The organism is Pseudomonas sp. MM227, from assembly GCF_947090715.1.
In the GTDB taxonomy this organism is placed as follows: Bacteria; Pseudomonadota; Gammaproteobacteria; order Pseudomonadales; family Pseudomonadaceae; genus Aquipseudomonas; species Aquipseudomonas baltica.
Map to the genome: position 1 here is coordinate 3,241,890 of NZ_OX352319.1, position 17,694 is coordinate 3,259,583.

The window sequence follows — 17,694 nt, forward strand, 5'->3', positions numbered from 1 at the left end:
GTATCGCCGATTGATCGCGCCGCTGTACCGCATGCGCCTGTACACCTTGGCTTACCCTTGACCGACGCTGCTCAGGACAAGGATCGGACCGCCATGCCCAACCCCACCACCGTCGCCCCGCTGCGTCCGCTGGCCGATACGGCGCCATCTGCCGTGGTGGCCGGTTTCATCGCCATGATGACCGGCTACACCAGCTCGCTGGTCCTGATGTTCCAGGCCGGCCAGGCCGCCGGCCTGACCACCGCGCAGATATCCTCGTGGATCTGGGCACTGTCGATCGGCATGGCGGTGTGCAGCATCGGTCTCTCGCTGCGCTACCGCACCCCCATCACGGTCGCCTGGTCGACACCGGGCGCGGCCCTGCTGATCACCAGCCTGGGCGGCGTGAGTTACCCCGAAGCCATCGGCGCGTTCATCACCTGCGCGGTGCTGGTCACGATCTGCGGCCTGACCGGCAGTTTCGACCGCCTGCTCAAGCGCCTGCCAGCTTCGCTGGCCGCAGCGCTGCTGGCCGGTATCCTGTTCAAGATCGGCAGCGAGATATTCGTCGCCGCGCAGCATCGCACAGCCCTGGTGCTGTGCATGTTCTTCACCTACCTGATGGTGAAACGGCTGTCGCCGCGCTATGCGGTGCTGGCGGCGCTGGTCATCGGCACGCTGGTTTCCGGCGCGCTCGGCCTGCTCGATTTCAGCCATTTCAGCCTGCAGGTCGCCGTGCCGCAGTGGACCACGCCGTCCTTTTCCCTGGCCGCGACCATCAGCATCGGCATCCCCCTGTTCGTGGTGGCCATGACCTCGCAGAACATGCCGGGTATTGCCGTACTGCGCGCCGATGGCTATCAGGTAGCGGCCTCGCCATTGATCTCGGTGACGGGTATCGCCTCGTTGCTGATGGCGCCGTTCGGCTCCCATGGGGTCAACCTTGCGGCCATCAGCGCGGCCATCTGCACGGGCCCGCATGCCCACGAAGACCCTGCCAAACGCTATACCGCGGCGGTCTGGTGCGGCGTGTTCTATGCGATTGCGGGCACGTTCGGCGCCACACTGGCAGCGCTGTTCGCCGCCTTGCCCAAAGAGCTGGTGCTGTCGATCGCCGCACTGGCGTTGTTCGGCTCCATCATCAATGGCCTGACTCAGGCCATGAGCGAGCCGAAGGAGCGCGAGGCCGCTTTGGTGACATTCATGGTCACCGCCTCGGGCCTGACGCTGTTTTCGGTAGGCTCGGCGTTCTGGGGGATCATTGCCGGCGTACTGACGTTGCTGATTCTCAACGCGGGCAAGCTCAGCCGTTGATCTGCGCAACCACATCGGCCAACGCCTGGGCTGGATCGACAGCCTGGCTGATCGGACGCCCGATCACCAGGTAATCGGAACCCGCATCCAGCGCCTGGCGAGGTGTGAGGATGCGCCGCTGGTCATCCTGGGCGCTGCCGGCCGGGCGAATGCCTGGGGTTACCAGCTGCAGGGTCGGGTGGGCTGCCTTCAAGGCCTGGGCTTCGAGCGCCGAACAGACCAGACCATCCATGCCGGCTTTTTGCGCCAGCGCCGCCAGGCGCAATACCTGCTCCTGCGGCTCGATGTCCAGGCCGATGGCGGCAAGGTCTTCGCGCTCCATGCTGGTCAACACGGTGACGCCGATCAGCAATGGCTTGGCGCCAGAGCGCTGTTCCAGCACCTCGCGGCAAGCCGTCATCATGCGCAGGCCGCCGGAACAGTGGACGTTGACCATCCACACGCCCATTTCGGCCGCAGCCTTGACGGCCATGGCGGTGGTGTTCGGGATATCGTGGAATTTCAAGTCCAGGAACACCTCGAAGCCCTTGGCGTTCAAGGTTTCGACGATGCCCGAGGCGCTGCTGGTGAACAGCTCCTTGCCCACCTTGACCCTGCACAGCTTGGGATCCAGTTGATCGGCCAGCTTCAGGGCCGCTTCGCGGGTCGGGTAATCCAGGGCGACGATGATGGGAGTCTGGCAGACGGACATGGCGGGTTCTCGGAGGCAGGTCGAAATCGGCGCGCATTGTAGCGGATTTTGCCCGGCCGCGGGCGCCCTGCACAGCCACCACCACCGGCTCGAAGCAACGCCCCGGCGCGATCGCCAAGGGCTATGATGGAACCACTGCGACCCACTGTCGCTCCAACCTTCACAAGCGCCGCGCATTCTCGGCGCACCGCGCAAGGAGTGTCCCATGCCCTGGTATGCCTGGTTGATATTGTTGGTGGCCATCGGCTCGATCGTCGGTGGCTTGATGGTGCTCAAGCAAAGTGCCCAGAAGCTGCCATTGACCGATGAGCAGCTCAAGAAGGTGCACGAACGCAACGCCGAAATGGATGCAAAGGACGCCCGCAACCGCTGACAGACGCGTGAAGTCCCGAGTGCGCCGGCACTTGGGACGCTCTGTCGGCAGGCCGAAGCTTATCCCCTGAAAACATGCATGAGCCTGTGCATAACCTGGGTGCAATGCCCTGCAGGCCACGGCCCGCAAGCGTCTTCACGGCTTGCTCAAAAAACGAGCTGTTTCAAGAGTTTATGCACATTCGTCGTGCACCTGCCTGTGGATAAGCTTGGGAGAACAGGCCGCAGGCCACGTACCGCAAGGCTTTGCCGGCCTTGATCAATTTATGATCAGTGAATATCGCCGCCCCACCCATTACGCGCCGCACTCCTGATGGCCTCGAGCAGCATGGCGAACGCCGGATTGTCGTTGTTCTCGCGCCAGATCAGGTGCAGCTCGCTCTGCACGCCCTCGCCCAGATCGATATCGCGAAACACCACGTTCTTGAACACCACGCTGGTGGCGCAACGCGGCACCAGCGCAACGCCCATGCCGGCATTGACCAGCGCCAGAATGGTCAGCGATGAACCCAGCCACTGCACGTATTGCGGGGTCACCTGAGCCGAACGCAGCATTCCGGTGAGCAGCTCGTTGAACGGCGGATAGGCCGAGTGCGAGTACATCAGGAACGACTGGCCATCCAGATCCTGCACGCGCACCACGCCGGCGTCGGCCAGCGGATGCCCGGCCGGGGTTGCCAGGACGAACGGCTCACGCACCAGGCATTCGGTCAGGTAGCCGCTGTCGAGCAACGGTGCGCGCGCGATGCCCAGATCGATACGCCGGGCACGCAAGGCTTCGTGTTGCTGGTAGGTGTTCATTTCCGACAGGTCGATCTTCACTTGCGGCTGCTTGAGCCGCGCCTCGGCGATGACCTTGGGCAGGAATTCGTACACTGCGCTGCCGACGAAGGCGATATTCACCGAGCCGATATCGCCCTCGGCAAAACGCCTGGCCGACACCGCCGCTTGCTGCGCTCGCTCCAGCAGGTTTTGCGCCTCGACGAAAAAAGCCCGGCCGGCCGCGGTGAGTGCCACGCTGCGCGTGCTGCGGGTAAACAGTTCCACGCCCAGGTGATGCTCCAGCAGTTGGATCTGCCGACTCAAGGGCGGCTGGGTCATGTTGAGGCGTTCGGCGGCGCGGCGGAAATTGAGTTCCGTGGCCACGGTGGTGAAGCAACGGAGCTGGCTGAGTTCGAACATTGATTCAACCTCGGTATCAATCAAGTGCCAACTTGAATTGGACTGAAACAATACCCCAAGTTCATGATCGAGCCCTCCAAAAAAAATAACCATCGGAGTCGCCCTTGAACGTTCAATCCGGTGCCATCGACCCCAGCGTGCTCGCCAGCGCGGTGGCCAAGGTCAAGCGGCATGTGCTGCCACTGTTCGTCGTAATGTTCATCGTCAATTACATTGACCGGGTGAACATCGGTTTCGTCCGCACTCACATGGAAACCGATCTGGGTATCGGTGCCGCCGCCTATGGCCTGGGTGCAGGTCTGTTCTTCGTTGGCTACGCACTGTTCGAAGTGCCCTCCAACATGCTCCTGCAACGCTTCGGTGCCCGCGCCTGGCTTACGCGGATCATGTTCACCTGGGGCCTGGTGGCCATGGGCATGGCCTTCGTCCAGGGCGAAACCAGCTTCTACGTCATGCGCTTTTTGCTCGGCGTCACCGAAGCGGGCTTCTATCCCGGCGTGCTCTACTACTTCACTCAATGGCTGCCGGCCAGCGAGCGCGGCAAGGCCATGGCGATCTTCCTCAGTGGTTCGGCCATCGCTTCGATCATCTCCGGACCCATCACCGGCGCCCTGTTGAGCGTGACCGGGCTGGGCCTGCATGGCTGGCAGTGGATGTTTCTGATCGAGGGCGGCGCTTCGGTGGCGCTGTGCGGGTTCGTCTACTACTGGTTGCAGTCGCACATCCACGAAGCCAAGTGGCTCACCGCTACCGAGCAGACGACCCTGAGCCGCGTCATCGCCGACGAGCAACGTGCCCGTGAAGCCGAGCACGTGGTCAAGCCGTCGATCTTCAAGTTGCTCGCCGACACCCAGATCCTGGTGTTCTGCTTCATCTTCTTTTCGGTGGCCCTGACCATCTACGGCGCCACGTTCTGGCTGCCCAGCATGATCAAGAAGATGGGCAACGTGTCCGACTTCGAAGTGGGCCTGTTCAACTCCATTCCCTGGATCATTTCGATTGCCGCCATGTACGGCTTCGCGGCCCTGGCTGCGCGCTTCAAGCATCAGCAGGCGTGGGTGGCAACGACCTTGCTGATCGCGGCCGCAGGCATGTTCATGTCGACCTACGGCGGCCCGGTGTTCGCCTTCGTTGCCATCTGTTTTGCAGCGGTAGGTTTCAAGGCCGCCTCGGCGTTGTTCTGGCCGATCCCGCAAGCCTATCTGGACGCACGCATCGCTGCCGCCGTGCTGGCCCTGATCAACTCGGTGGGCAACCTGGGCGGCTTCGTCGCCCCGACCGTGTTCGGTTTTCTGGAAGAGAAGACCGGGTCGATCCAGGGCGGCCTGTATGGCCTGGCCGCCACCTCCGTGCTGGCCGCGATCGTGGTGTTTTTCGCCCGCACCCGACCCCGCGGGCAAAAGCCCGATGACAAGCCACTGCAACCTGCCGCTGCGCACTGACAAGGAACGCCCCGCCAGGCGGGGCCTGCATCCCGAGGAGAATGCCTGTGAAAATCAAACGCGTAACCGTTACCCCGATCGCTTTCCGCGACCCGCCACTGCTCAACGCCAGCGGCATCCACGAACCCTATGCCTTGCGCTCGATCATCGAGGTGGAGAGCGACAACGGCTATGTGGGGCTGGGCGAAAGCTACGGCGACGCACCGGCGCTGGCCATTCAGATGGCCATCAAGGATCAACTGCCGGGCCTGGACCCGTTCAATCTCAACGGTCTGCGCCAGATCGTCGCGAGCACGGTGGCCCGGCACAAGCCGGCCAGCGTGAGCGGCGCCGAGTTGGCACCGGGCTCCCATGCCAGCAAGGCGGTGACCAACGCCTATTCGGCATTCGAGGTGGCGTTGCTCGACCTGCAGGCGCGTTCGCTGAACCGCCCGCTGGTGGATCTGCTCGGTGGCGCGGTGCGTGACGAAGTGCCATTCAGTGCCTACCTGTTTTTCAAGTACGCCGAGCACGTCGACTCGCCCTACCCTGCGGACAATTGGGGCGAGGCCTTGAACGAGGAGCAGATCGTCGCCCAGGCCAGGCGCATGATCGAGCAGTATGGTTTCAAGAGCATTAAGCTCAAGGCCGGCACCCTTGAACCCGAGCGCGAAGTGGCGTGCATTCTGGCCCTGAAGAAAGCCTTCCCCGACCACCCGCTGCGCATCGACCCCAACGGCAACTGGTCACTGGAGACCTCGATCCGCATGGCCGAGCTGCTTGGCGACAGCCTGCAATACTATGAGGACCCCTGCCCCGGGCTGGACGACATGGCCGAGTTGCACAAGCGTACCGGGCTGCCCCTGGCGACCAACATGGTGGTGACCGACTTCGCCGAGTTCCGCCGCAGCGTCGAGCGCAACAGTGTGCAGATCGTGCTTGCCGACCATCACTACTGGGGTGGCTTGCGCGATACCCAAGTGTTGGCGAGCATGTGTCACACCTGGGGCCTGGGCGTGTCCATGCACTCGAACTCTCACCTGGGCATCAGCTTGATGGCCATGGCCCATGTGGCGGCGTCGGTGCCGAACCTGGATTACGCCTGTGACACGCACTATCCGTGGCAGGAGCCGGATGAAGAAGTGATCAAGGGCGGCAAGCTGCCCATCGTCGACGGGTGCGTGAAGATCAACAAGACGCCAGGGCTGGGGCTGGAACTGGATCGCGACCAGCTGGGCATGCTGCATGAGCAGTTTCTGCGCTGCGGGATTCGTTCTCGCGACGACGTGCGGCAGATGGCCAGGTACAAGCCGGACTGGAAAGCTGTAAAGCCACGGTTCTGAGTTTTGGGGGAGTGATCCGAAGGCCTCTTCGCGGGTAGATGGCTCGCCGCCCGCCCCGCTCCCACAGGGACAGCGGCGCCCGCTGTCCTTGTGGGAACGAGACAAGCGGCGAGCCCACTGCCCGCGAATGTTTCAGCCACTCGGAAACCCGTCTTTTGCACCTGCCGATATTCGGATTTCCGAACGAAGCTTTCGCTCCTCACCCCCTGCTACATGCCCAATCTCCCCAGCCGGCTTGGCTGCGAGCCACATCCCCGCCTTTGGCACGACTCATGCTCTACACTCTTCAACGAAGCCGGTAACTACCCAGCCGCCGGATTTCGCCGTACCCCGAGGGCCTGCGGGCTCGATAAAAAAAACAAAGTCGAGGATTCATTGATGCGTATCGTTCCAAAACTCCTGAGCGCCGCCATTGCCGCCGCGCTGATCAGTACTCCAGCATTGGCTGCCGAACTCACCGGCACTCTGAAGAAAATCAAGGATTCGGGCACCATCACCCTCGGTCACCGCGACGCATCCATCCCCTTCTCGTACATCGCCGATGCGTCCGGCAAGCCGGTCGGCTACTCGCACGACATCCAGCTCAAGGTAGTCGAGGCCCTGAAAAAGGACCTCGACATGCCCGACCTGAAGGTCAAGTACAACCTGGTGACGTCGCAGACCCGTATTCCACTGGTCCAGAACGGCACCATCGACCTGGAATGCGGTTCCACCACCAACAACGCCGAACGCGCCCAGCAGGTCGATTTCTCCGTGGGCATTTTCGAGATCGGCACCCGTCTGCTGAGCAAGAAAGATTCCTCCTACAAGGATTTCGACGATCTGAAAGGCAAGAACGTCGTCACCACCGCCGGCACCACCTCCGAGCGCATCCTCAAGTCCATGAACGCCGACAAGCAGATGGGCATGAACATCGTCTCGGCAAAAGACCATGGCGAGTCCTTCCAGATGCTCGAATCGGGCCGCGCCGTCGCCTTCATGATGGACGACGCCCTGCTCGCCGGCGAAATGGCCAAGGCCAAGAAGCCCACCGACTGGGAAGTCACCGGCACGCCGCAGTCCTATGAAATCTACGGCTGCATGGTGCGCAAGGGTGACGAGCCGTTCAAGAAAGCGGTCGACGACGCGATCAAGGCTACCTTCGCTTCCGGCGACATCAACGGCATCTACGACAAGTGGTTCAGCCAGCCGATCCCGCCAAAGGGCCTGAACCTGGGCTTCCCCATGAGCGACGAGCTCAAGGCGCTGATCGCCAACCCCAACGACAAGCCGGCTCCCGACAAGAAGTCGTAAGCACCACCCTGCCTTCACTCGAGCGCCGCCCGGCGTTCGAGTGAAAGCCTGTGCCCGTGAATCAATTTCCGAGGGGTATTCCCCATGAATTACAACTGGGACTGGAGCGTCTTCTTCAAGTCCACTGGCGTCGGCAGCGAGATCTACCTGGATTGGTACATCTCCGGCCTGGGCTGGACCATCGCCATTGCCGTGGTCGCCTGGATCATCGCCCTGCTGCTGGGCTCCGTGCTGGGTGTCATGCGCACCGTACCGAGCCGCTGGGTTTCGGGCATCGCGACCTGCTACGTCGAACTGTTCCGCAACGTGCCGTTGCTGGTGCAGCTGTTCATCTGGTATTTCCTGGTCCCCGACCTGCTGCCCGAAGGCATGCAGGAGTGGTACAAGCAGGACCTCAACCCGACCACCTCGGCATTCCTCAGTGTAGTGGTGTGCCTGGGCCTGTTCACCGCGGCGCGTGTCTGCGAGCAGGTGCGTACCGGTATTCAGGCGCTGCCCCACGGTCAGGAATCGGCCGCCAGGGCAATGGGCTTCCGCCTGCCGCAGATCTACTGGAACGTGCTGCTGCCACAGGCCTACCGCATCATCATTCCACCGCTTACCTCCGAATTCCTCAACGTGTTCAAGAACTCGTCGGTGGCATCGTTGATCGGCCTGATGGAATTGCTGGCGCAAACCAAGCAGACCGCGGAGTTCTCGGCCAACCTGTTCGAGGCCTTCACCCTGGCCACGCTGATCTACTTCACCCTGAACATGAGCCTGATGCTGTTGATGCGCGTGTTCGAGCGCAGACTCGCCGTGCCTGGGTTGATTTCCCTGGGAGGTAAATGATGGACTTCAGTGGAATCATTCCGGCGCTGCCGGGCATGTGGAACGGCATGGTCATGACCTTGCAGCTGATGGTGCTGGGCGTCATCGGCGGCATTGCCCTGGGCACGATACTGGCCTTGATGCGCCTGTCATCGAACAAGCTGCTGTCGCGCTTCGCCGGTGCCTACGTCAACTACTTCCGCTCCATTCCGTTGCTGCTGGTCATCACCTGGTTCTACCTGGCGGTGCCTTTCGTGCTGCGCTGGATCACCGGCGAAGACACCCCGGTCGGTGCCTTCACCTCGTGCCTCGTGGCGTTCATGATGTTCGAGGCCGCGTACTTCTGTGAAATCGTGCGGGCCGGCGTGCAGTCCATCTCCAAGGGCCAGATGGGTGCCGCGCAAGCGCTGGGCATGAACTACGGTCAGACCATGCGCCTGATCATCCTGCCCCAGGCGTTCCGCAAGATGACCCCGCTGCTGCTGCAGCAGAGCATCATCCTGTTCCAGGACACTTCGCTGGTCTACACCGTGGGCCTGGTGGACTTTCTCAACTCGGCGCGCGCCAGCGGCGACATCATTGGCCGGGCCAACGAATTCCTGATCTTCGCCGGCGTGGTGTATTTCCTCATCAGCTTCAGCGCCTCCCTTCTGGTCAAGCGTCTGCAAAAAGGTTAGCCGTATGATCTCCATCAAGAATATCAACAAGTGGTATGGCGACTTCCAGGTGCTCACCGATTGCAGCACCGACGTCAAGAAAGGTGAAGTGGTCGTGGTGTGCGGGCCTTCGGGTTCGGGCAAGTCGACCCTGATCAAGTGCGTGAATGCGCTGGAGCCTTTCCAGAAAGGCGACATCGTGGTCGACGGCACGTCCATCGCCGATCCCAAGACCAACCTGCCCAAGCTGCGTTCGCGCGTGGGCATGGTGTTCCAGCACTTCGAGCTGTTTCCGCACCTGACCATCACCGAAAACCTGACCATCGCGCAGATCAAGGTGCTGGGCCGCAGCAAGGAAGAAGCCACCAAAAAGGGCCTGCAGCTGCTCGAACGCGTCGGCCTCTCCGCCCACGCCCACAAGCACCCCGGCCAGCTGTCCGGCGGCCAGCAGCAGCGCGTGGCGATTGCCCGCGCCCTGGCCATGGATCCGGTAGTCATGCTGTTCGACGAACCGACTTCGGCGCTCGACCCGGAAATGGTCAACGAAGTGCTCGACGTGATGGTGCAGCTGGCCCACGAAGGCATGACCATGATGTGCGTGACCCACGAAATGGGTTTTGCCCGCAAGGTGGCCAACCGGGTGATCTTCATGGACCAGGGACAGATCGTCGAAGACTGCCCCAAGGAAGAATTCTTCGGCGATGTCAGCGCGCGGTCCGATCGCGCCCAGCAGTTCCTCGCCAAGATCTTGCAGCACTGATGACCGGCCGTCCTGCGCCCGCACTGCCGGGCGCAGGACGCTGGCTGCATGAAGGCGACTGTGATGAAATGCCTGCCCGCCACAAAGCCTGACCTGATCGTGAAGCCCCGCCTGATTCGCCAATTGTTCCTGCCGCCGCTGATCCTGCTGTTGACGCTGGGCCTGGGCTACGTCGGTTTTCTGGTCAGCGAGCACAACAGCATTCGCGCCCTGAGCGAAAACGGCGAACGGCAGCTTGAACTGCACGCGCGCGCCGTCGAAAGCGAAATCACCAAGTACACCTACCTGCCCAGCCTGCTGGAACTCGAGGACAGTGTCTCGACCCTGCTCAACGAGCCCGACGGCGAGCACCGCCAGGCGGTCAACGATTACCTGGAAGGCCTCAATCGCCGCAGCCGCAGCCGCGCCATCTACGTGCTCGACACCACCGGCCGTGTACAGGCCACCAGCAACTGGCGCGATGCCGACAGTTTTCTCGGTGAGGACCTGTCATTCCGCGGTTATTTCCAGGCCGCCATTCGCGGCCAGCCCGGGCGTTTCTACGGCATCGGCAGCACCACCGGCGAGCCCGGCTATTTCCTCGCCCACGGCCTGGAGGAGCACGGCAAGCTGATCGGCGTGGCCGTGATCAAGGTGCGCCTGGAAGCACTGGAAGAGCGCTGGCAGAAGGCTCGCCTGGAGGCCTTCGTCAGCGACGAGAACGGCATCATCATTCTTTCCAGCGATCCGGCGCGGCGCCTGAAGTCGGTGCGTCCGTTGACCCCGGAAATCAAGGAACGCCTGGCGCGCAGCCTGCAGTACTACTGGTGGCCGCTCAACGAGCTCGAACCGCTCGCTCGCCAGCGTCTGGCCGATGGGGTGGAGTTGCTCACCTTCACCACCCACACCGACAAGCCAGGCAAGGACATCGACGTCACCTACCTGTCGCAGTCGCGGCGCCTGGCCGACACGCCCTGGCGGTTCACGCTGCTGACCTCCATGCAGGATCTGCGGCACGAAGCCATCGTGCAGGGCGTGCTGGTGGCCGTGGCCTTCGCCTTGCTGGCCTTCCTGCTGATTGCCTGGAACGAGCGACGCAAGGTGCTGGCCACCCGCCTTGCCGCCCGTGAAGCGCTGGAACAGGCCAACAGCCATCTGGAGCGGCGCATCGCCGAACGTACCCAGGACCTGCGCGCCAGCAACGAACGCCTCAAGGGCCAGATTCGCGAACGCCGCCAGGCCGAGGAAACCCTGCGCAAGGCCCAGGACGAGCTGGTGCAGGCAGGCAAGCTGGCCGCCATCGGCCAGATGTCCACCAGTATCGCCCACGAACTCAATCAACCGCTGGCAGCCTTGCGCACCCTGTCGGGCAATACCGTGCGCTTTCTGGAACGCGGTGCGCTGGACACGGCCAGCACCAACCTGAGCACCATGAATGAACTGATCGACCGCATGGGGCGCATCACCGCCAGCCTGCGCTCCTTCGCCCGCCGCGGCGACGACAAGGGCCAGGCCAGCCTGGGCAAGGCGCTGGACGGTGCGCTCCAGGTGCTCGCCAGTCGCATCGAGGCCAGTGGCCTGAACGTGCAGCGCAACTGCAGCGAAATGCAGCTGGCGATCGACCAGACCCGCCTGGAACAGATTCTGGTCAACCTGATCGGCAACGCCCTGGATGCCACTGCCGGCCAGCCGCAGCCCACGCTCTGGCTGGACGGCAGCATGGAGGGTGAGCGCTACGCCGTGCAGGTGCGCGACAACGGCCACGGCATCGACGTCGAGACACGCAAGCATCTGTTCGAGCCCTTTTTCACCACCAAGCCCGGCGAGCACGGGCTGGGGCTGGGGCTGACCCTGTCGGCTAGCCTGGCGGCGGCCGCCGGTGGCAACCTGGCCGTCGAGCACCCCGCCGACGGTGGCACCACTTTCATTCTCAGCCTGCCGCTTGCGGCAGCGTCGCCCAGCGAGTCGCCATGAACGCCTTGACCGTCCTGATCGTCGAAGACGACCCCCACGTACTGCTCGGCTGCCAGCAGGCCCTGGCGCTGGAAGACATTCCCAGCCAGGGCGTGGCCAGCGCCGAGGCCGCGCTGGCCTGCATCGGCGACGACTTTGCCGGCATCGTGGTCAGCGATATCCGCCTGCCCGGCATGGACGGCCTGGAACTGCTGAGCCAGCTGAAGGCGCGTGACCCCAGCCTGCCCGTGGTGCTGATCACCGGCCACGGCGACATTTCCATGGCCGTGGGAGCCATGCGCAGCGGCGCCTATGACTTCATGGAGAAGCCCTTCTCGCCCGAGCGCCTGGTGGACGTGGTGCGCCGCGCGCTGGAGCGACGCGGGCTGGCGCGCGAGGTCAGTTCGCTGCGCCGGCAATTGGCCGAACGCAGTTCGCTGGAAGGCCGCATCATTGGCCGCTCACCCGCCATGCACAATCTGCGCGAGCTGATCGCCAACGTCGCCGACACCTCGGCCAACGTGTTGATCGAGGGTGAAACCGGGACCGGCAAGGAACTGGTCGCCCGCTGCCTGCACGATTTCAGCCGGCGCCAGCCGCAGCCATTCGTGGCGCTCAATTGCGGCGGCCTGCCGGAACAGCTGTTCGAAAGCGAGATCTTCGGCCATGAGGCCAATGCCTTCACCGGCGCCGGCAAGCGCCGCATCGGCAAGATCGAGCATGCCGACCAGGGCACGCTGTTTCTCGACGAAGTGGAAAGCATGCCGATACCGCTGCAGATCAAGCTGCTGCGGGTACTGCAGGAGCGCACACTGGAACGCCTGGGGTCGAATCAGAGCATTGCCGTCGACTGTCGCCTGATCGCCGCCACCAAGGCCGACCTGGACGCGTTGAGCCGACAGAACCAGTTCCGCAGCGACCTGTATTACCGCCTCAACGTGGTGACCCTGGAACTGCCGCCGCTGCGCGAGCGCCGTGAAGACATTCTCGAGCTGTTCGAGCATTTCCTGCAGATGGCCGCCCTGCGCTTCGACCGCGAGCCGCCCGAGCTCGATGCACCAACCTTGTCGCGCCTGATGAGCCATGACTGGCCCGGCAACGTCCGCGAGCTACGCAACGTGGCCGAGCGCTACGCACTGGGTTTGCCGGCCTTCAAGAAGAACGGTGCAGCCACCGTGGTCAGCCTGGGCTTTTCCGAAGCGGTGGAAGCGTTCGAGCGCAACCTGCTGACCGAGGCCCTGCAGCGTACGGCGGGCAATCTCAGCCAGGCCAGCCTCGAGCTGGGCATGGCCAAGACCACTCTGTTCGACAAGGTCAAGAAATACGGGCTGAACTGAGATAGGTGATTGGCTTGCGGGCCTCTTCGCGGGCGCTGCACTCTCCCACAAGGGTTTGGGCTAAACGGAGCCCCTGTGGGAGCGGGCTCTGCCCGCGAAGAGGCCCTCCCCGACACCCAGTCAGCTACAACCCCGCCAACACCCCCTCGCGCTGGCGCTGCTGCGCCAGGTAAGGCAGCACCGCACCCAGCAGCGGCGCCTTGAAGGCTTCCTGGAAACGATGCGCCAACCCCGGTATGAGCCGTAACTGACTGCCTTGGATATGCGCCGCCAGATGCACCCCGTGCATCACCGGCAGCAACGGATCGGCCGTGCCGTGCACCACCAGTGTCGGCACCCGCAGGCGATTGAGCAGCGCCACGCGGCTGGGCTCGGCAAGAATCGCCAGGATCTGCCGCTGCACCCCTTGCGGATTGAACGCCCGATCGTATGACAGCTGTGCCTGATGCATCAGTTCGGCGCGGTCGTCGGCGACCTGCGGGCTGCCCAGCGCCGCCAGCAAATCGGCCTGCTGCTCCAGTGCCAGTTCACGGTTCGGCGCGCTGCGCTTGGCCAGCAGTTGCAGCAACGCCGGGCGCGGCTCGGGCAGGCCCGGCGCACCCGAGCTGGACATGATCAAGGTCAGGCTCTGCACCCGCTGCGGCGCACGATCGGCCAGGCGCTGAGCGATCATTCCACCCATGCTGGCGCCCAGCACGTGGAAACGCTGCACCTGCAGGGCGTCCATCAGCCCCAGTGCGTCGTCGGCCATGTCGGTCAGGCTGTACGGGGCCGACACCGCCAAGCCCAGCTTGTAGCGCAGCACCTCGAATGTGAGGTTGGCCGACGGCGGCGCCTGTGACCAGGTGGACAGGCCGACATCGCGATTATCGAAGCGAATCACTCGAAAGCCCTGCTCACAGAGGGCGCTGACCACCTCGTCGGGCCAATCGATCAACTGTCCACCCAGCCCCATCACCAGCAACAGCGCAGGGTCCTGCGCACGTCCGATACTTTGATAGGCCAGGCTGACCTGAGCCAGCGGAGCGTGTTGAAGCGGAACATCGACATCGCAGCGCGCAGCTGCAAAAACCCACTGCCCGCACAGCAGCGCGGCCAGGAACACCAATAGACGCATGACTTACACCAGAACGCAGAACCCCATTGAGGCGCAAGTCTGATGACTTTTCATGCAGCGCGCTGCCACAGTTCTGTGACCGTTTGATGAACTCCGCCATACGGTCTTCCGTCCGATCTCAGGCCAGCCGCTGACGGGCCTGGCGCGCCGCCGCCACCATGTTGATCAGCGCCGCTTCGGTTTCGGGCCAGGCACGGGTCTTCAACCCGCAATCAGGGTTGACCCACAGCCGTTCGGCCGGGATCCGCGCCGCGGCCAAGGTCAACAGGCGCAGCATCTGCTCGGTGTCAGGCACGTGCGGTGAATGGATGTCGTATACCCCCGGACCCATGTCGTTGGGGTAGTCGAAGGCCTCGAACGCCTCCAGCAGCTCCATGTCCGAGCGCGACGTCTCGATGGTAATCACATCGGCATCCATGGCTGCGATGGCCTGGATCACGTCGTTGAACTCGCTGTAGCACATGTGCGTATGAATCTGCGTGGCATCGGCCACGCCACTGGAGCACAGGCGGAACGCCTGCACGGCCCACTCCAGATAGGCTGGCCACTGCGCTCGGCGCAGAGGCAGGCCCTCGCGAAATGCCGCTTCGTCGATCTGGATGATGCGTACCCCCGCGCGCTCCAGGTCCTGCACTTCGTCGCGAACCGCCAGGGCCAACTGCCGCGCCTGGACTTCCCGGGGCAGGTCTTCGCGGGCGAACGACCATGCCAGCAAGGTCACCGGGCCGGTCAGCATGCCTTTGACCCACTTGGCCGTCTGCCGCTGGGCGTAAGTGATCCAGTCCACGGTCATGGCGTGGTCGCGGCTGATGTCGCCGTAGATGACCGCAGGCTTGACGCAGCGCGAGCCATAGCTTTGCACCCAGCCGAACCGCGTCAGCAGATAGCCGTCCAGTTGCTCGGCGAAGTATTCCACCATGTCGTTGCGCTCGGCCTCGCCGTGCACCAGCACATCCAGGCCCAGGCGCTCCTGGACCTGGATCGCATGACGAATCTCGCAATGCATGGCATCGGTGTAGTCGTTGGCCGAGAGCTTGCCGGCCTTGTAGGCCTGGCGGGCCAGACGAATCGACGCGGTTTGCGGGAAGGAACCGATGGTGGTGGTGGGAAACGCCGGCAGGCGCAATTGCGCGCGCTGGACTTCGATGCGCGCGGCGAAGGCCGACGGCCGCCGACAGTCGGCGGCCGTGACCGCAGCCAGACGCGCTTGCACGGCAGGCTTGTGAATGCGCGGCGACTGCAGCCGGCTGGCCTGAACCGCCTGGCTCTGTGCCAGGGCCTGGCGTACCTGCGCAGCATCGGGCGTGTTCAGCGCCTGGCCAAGTACGGCGATCTCCTCGCACTTCTGCACGGCGAAGGCCAGCCAGCCCTTGAGTTCGGCATCGAGCCGGTCCTCGCGGCGCACATCGACCGGGCTGTGCAGCAGCGAGCACGAGCTTGCGACCCACAGGTTGGCACCAAAGCGCTCGCGGGCCTGGTGCAGCGACACCAGTGCCTGCGCCAGATCGCAGCGCCAGACGTTGCGACCGTTGACCACTCCGAGCGACAGCACCTTGTAGGTCGGCAGACGGTCGAGCACGGCAGGCAGCTGTTCGGGTGCACGCACCAGGTCGACGTGCAGGCCGTCCACCGGCAGGCCCACCGCCAGGCCAAGGTTATCGTCGAGGCCGCCAAAGTAGGTCGCCAGCAGCTTCTTGAGCGGCGAATACTGAAGGATGTGATAAGCGCGCTCGAACGCGTTCTTCCATTCCTGGGGCAGATCCAGACACAAGATCGGTTCGTCGATCTGCACCCACTCGACGCCCTGCCTGGCCAGGCGCGAGAGGATTTCACCGTACACCGGCAGCAGTCGTTCGAGCAGATCGAGCTTGTCGAAGGGCTGGCCCTTGGTCTTGCCCAGCCACAGGTAGGTGAGCGGCCCGATCAGCACCGGCTTGACCTTGTGCCCCAGGGCGATGGCCTCGTCGACTTCCTCGAACAATTGCTCCCAGCTAAGCAGGAAGCGCTGGTCGGCGCTGAACTCGGGCACCAGGTAGTGATAATTGGTATCGAACCACTTGGTCAGCTCCAGTGCGTGCTGCGCCTGGCCTGCTTCGCCGTTGCAGCAGGTGTTGGCACCGCGGGCCATGGCGAACAGGGTATCGAGCGTGGGCCGGCCGTCGCTGCCCAGGGCCTTGGCGAATCGACTGGGCACCGCGCCGAAGGCCAGCGAATGGGCGAGCATCTGGTCATACCAGGCAAAGTCGCCCACCGGCAGCAACTCGACACCGGCCTGCGCCTGCAGCTGCCAGTGACGGGCACGCAGCTTGCGACCTGCAAGGCGCAGCCCGGCCTGGTCGATGTCGCCTTTCCAATACGCTTCGAGCGCTTTCTTCAGTTCGCGGTCGGCGCCGATGCGAGGAAAGCCGAGGGTGTGGGCCAGTGCCATGGGTGCAGCTCCTTGGAAATGATGGCGCCATTGTCGACAACCCGGGCAACATGAGACAAACTCAATCTTTTCGTGTTGATCACAAGTTCTGCTCATGGAGACCCCGGTGCTCGAAATCCGTCACCTGAAAACCCTGCACGCCCTGCGCGAGGCCGATAGCCTGGTGGAAGCCGCCGAGCGTCTGCACCTGACCCAATCGGCACTCTCCCATCAATTCAAGGAACTGGAAGAGCGCCTGGGCCTGCAGCTGTTCGTGCGCAAGACCAAGCCGATCCGCTTCACCAGCGCCGGGCTGCGCCTTCTGCAATTGGCCGATGCCACGCTGCCACTGCTACGGGGTGCCGAGCGCGACATCGCCCGGCTGGCCGGTGGCACGGCGGGTCGGCTGCACATGGCCATCGAATGCCACAGCTGCTTCCAATGGCTGATGCCGACCATCGACCAGTTCCGCGATGCCTGGCCGGAAGTGGAACTGGACCTGGCCTCCGGCTTCGCCTTCGCGCCACTGCCAGCCCTGGCCCGCGGCGACCTCGACCTGGTGGTCACCTCGGACCCGCTGGAACTGCCCGGCATTACCTATGTGCCGCTGTTCACCTACGAAGCCATGCTGGCGGTGGCCAACCAGCACGCGCTGGCGGGCAAGCCCTTCATCGTGCCGGAAGACCTGGCCAGTGAAACACTCATCACCTACCCGGTGGAGCGCGATCGACTGGACATCTTCACCCGCTTCCTGGAGCCGGCCGATATCGAGCCGGCGCAAGTGCGCACCTCGGAACTGACGGTGATGATGATGCAGTTGGTGGCCAGCGGCCGAGGCGTGTGTGGCATGCCGCACTGGGCGTTGCACGAGTACAGTTCACGGGGCTATGTGAAGGCCAAGCGCCTGGGCGACAAAGGCCTGTTCGCCACGCTGTACGCGGCCGTGCGTACCGATATGCTCGACGCTCCGTACATGCGCGACTTTCTCCTCACGGCCAAGGACACCTCGTTCTCGACCCTGGACGGCGTCAGCGCGGTACGTTGATCGCCTGCTGCTGGACACGCCCTCAGCGGGCCATC

General features: G+C 63.6%; 15 protein-coding genes. 11 read left to right on the forward strand and 4 right to left on the reverse strand.

Annotation, left to right across the window (positions count from 1 at the left end; genetic code table 11):
• Window positions 1-93 precede the first annotated feature (93 nt).
• A complete protein-coding gene (locus ONG87_RS14680) occupies window positions 94-1,293 on the forward strand; it encodes a benzoate/H(+) symporter BenE family transporter (RefSeq protein ID WP_192057908.1) in 1,200 nt (399 codons plus the stop codon).
• Here ONG87_RS14680 and pyrF read toward each other — a convergent pair.
• Window positions 1,283-1,984 carry an orotidine-5'-phosphate decarboxylase gene (gene pyrF, locus ONG87_RS14685; protein WP_192052953.1) on the reverse strand — a complete coding sequence of 234 codons (702 nt, stop codon included), beginning with the start codon at window positions 1,982-1,984 and terminating at the stop codon, window positions 1,283-1,285. The genes ONG87_RS14680 and pyrF overlap by 11 nt on opposite strands.
• Before the next feature lie 205 nt (window positions 1,985-2,189).
• On the opposite strand from pyrF, the gene ONG87_RS14690 reads away from it, so the two are divergent.
• A complete protein-coding gene (locus ONG87_RS14690; protein ID WP_084139696.1) occupies window positions 2,190-2,357 on the forward strand; it encodes a DUF2897 family protein in 168 nt (55 codons plus the stop codon).
• Between the two features lie 269 nt (window positions 2,358-2,626).
• On the opposite strand, the gene ONG87_RS14695 is transcribed toward ONG87_RS14690, so the two are convergent.
• Window positions 2,627-3,538 carry a LysR substrate-binding domain-containing protein gene (locus ONG87_RS14695; RefSeq protein WP_264381531.1) on the reverse strand — a complete coding sequence of 304 codons (912 nt, stop codon included), beginning with the start codon at window positions 3,536-3,538 and terminating at the stop codon, window positions 2,627-2,629.
• A 137-nt stretch (window positions 3,539-3,675) separates the two neighbouring features.
• Here ONG87_RS14695 and ONG87_RS14700 point away from each other — a divergent pair, with 137 nt between their 5' ends.
• The 8 genes from ONG87_RS14700 (at window position 3,676) to ONG87_RS14735 (ending at window position 13,090) form a co-directional block, all read left to right on the forward strand.
• Window positions 3,676-4,980: an MFS transporter gene (locus tag ONG87_RS14700; RefSeq protein WP_122476774.1), complete on the forward strand. Its 1,305-nt coding sequence runs from the start codon at window positions 3,676-3,678 to the stop codon at window positions 4,978-4,980.
• Between the two features lie 47 nt (window positions 4,981-5,027).
• A complete protein-coding gene (locus tag ONG87_RS14705; protein WP_192052951.1) occupies window positions 5,028-6,302 on the forward strand; it encodes a glucarate dehydratase family protein in 1,275 nt (424 codons plus the stop codon).
• Window positions 6,303-6,680: 378 nt separating this feature from the next.
• Entirely contained in the window at window positions 6,681-7,595 is a 915-nt protein-coding gene (locus ONG87_RS14710; protein WP_122476338.1) for a glutamate/aspartate ABC transporter substrate-binding protein, read from the forward strand.
• Between the two features lie 84 nt (window positions 7,596-7,679).
• Window positions 7,680-8,426, forward strand: coding sequence for an amino acid ABC transporter permease (locus tag ONG87_RS14715; RefSeq protein ID WP_122476340.1), 747 nt, complete (start codon window positions 7,680-7,682; stop codon window positions 8,424-8,426).
• Entirely contained in the window at window positions 8,423-9,082 is a 660-nt protein-coding gene (locus ONG87_RS14720; RefSeq protein ID WP_264381532.1) for an ABC transporter permease subunit, read from the forward strand. The genes ONG87_RS14715 and ONG87_RS14720 overlap by 4 nt, the downstream gene beginning before the upstream one ends.
• Window positions 9,083-9,086: 4 nt before the next feature.
• Window positions 9,087-9,821, forward strand: coding sequence for an amino acid ABC transporter ATP-binding protein (locus ONG87_RS14725; protein WP_122476344.1), 735 nt, complete (start codon window positions 9,087-9,089; stop codon window positions 9,819-9,821).
• A gap of 63 nt (window positions 9,822-9,884) precedes the next feature.
• Window positions 9,885-11,774, forward strand: coding sequence for an ATP-binding protein (locus tag ONG87_RS14730; protein ID WP_264381533.1), 1,890 nt, complete (start codon window positions 9,885-9,887; stop codon window positions 11,772-11,774).
• Between the two features lie 41 nt (window positions 11,775-11,815).
• Window positions 11,816-13,090, forward strand: coding sequence for a sigma-54 dependent transcriptional regulator (locus ONG87_RS14735; protein WP_240998698.1), 1,275 nt, complete (start codon window positions 11,816-11,818; stop codon window positions 13,088-13,090).
• Window positions 13,091-13,214: 124 nt separating this feature from the next.
• Here ONG87_RS14735 and ONG87_RS14740 read toward each other — a convergent pair whose 3' ends face one another.
• Entirely contained in the window at window positions 13,215-14,207 is a 993-nt protein-coding gene (locus ONG87_RS14740) for an alpha/beta fold hydrolase (protein ID WP_264381534.1), read from the reverse strand.
• Between the two features lie 118 nt (window positions 14,208-14,325).
• Entirely contained in the window at window positions 14,326-16,635 is a 2,310-nt protein-coding gene (gene metE / locus ONG87_RS14745; protein WP_264381535.1) for a 5-methyltetrahydropteroyltriglutamate--homocysteine S-methyltransferase, read from the reverse strand.
• Between the two features lie 106 nt (window positions 16,636-16,741).
• Here metE and metR point away from each other — a divergent pair, with 106 nt between their 5' ends.
• Window positions 16,742-17,659 carry a transcriptional regulator MetR gene (gene metR / locus ONG87_RS14750; protein WP_043193202.1) on the forward strand — a complete coding sequence of 306 codons (918 nt, stop codon included), beginning with the start codon at window positions 16,742-16,744 and terminating at the stop codon, window positions 17,657-17,659.
• The last annotated feature ends 35 nt before the right edge of the window (window positions 17,660-17,694 follow it).

Coding starts and splice junctions, on each gene's coding strand:
- pyrF (WP_192052953.1), bottom strand. CDS start 1,984: ATGTCCGTCTGCCAGACTCCCATCATCGTCGCCCTGGATTACCCGACC.
- ONG87_RS14715 (WP_122476340.1), top strand. CDS start 7,680: ATGAATTACAACTGGGACTGGAGCGTCTTCTTCAAGTCCACTGGCGTC.
- ONG87_RS14730 (WP_264381533.1), top strand. CDS start 9,885: ATGAAATGCCTGCCCGCCACAAAGCCTGACCTGATCGTGAAGCCCCGC.
- metE (WP_264381535.1), bottom strand. CDS start 16,635: ATGGCACTGGCCCACACCCTCGGCTTTCCTCGCATCGGCGCCGACCGC.
- ONG87_RS14695 (WP_264381531.1), bottom strand. CDS start 3,538: ATGTTCGAACTCAGCCAGCTCCGTTGCTTCACCACCGTGGCCACGGAA.
- ONG87_RS14740 (WP_264381534.1), bottom strand. CDS start 14,207: ATGCGTCTATTGGTGTTCCTGGCCGCGCTGCTGTGCGGGCAGTGGGTT.
- ONG87_RS14690 (WP_084139696.1), top strand. CDS start 2,190: ATGCCCTGGTATGCCTGGTTGATATTGTTGGTGGCCATCGGCTCGATC.
- ONG87_RS14680 (WP_192057908.1), top strand. CDS start 94: ATGCCCAACCCCACCACCGTCGCCCCGCTGCGTCCGCTGGCCGATACG.
- ONG87_RS14725 (WP_122476344.1), top strand. CDS start 9,087: ATGATCTCCATCAAGAATATCAACAAGTGGTATGGCGACTTCCAGGTG.
- ONG87_RS14720 (WP_264381532.1), top strand. CDS start 8,423: ATGATGGACTTCAGTGGAATCATTCCGGCGCTGCCGGGCATGTGGAAC.
- ONG87_RS14710 (WP_122476338.1), top strand. CDS start 6,681: ATGCGTATCGTTCCAAAACTCCTGAGCGCCGCCATTGCCGCCGCGCTG.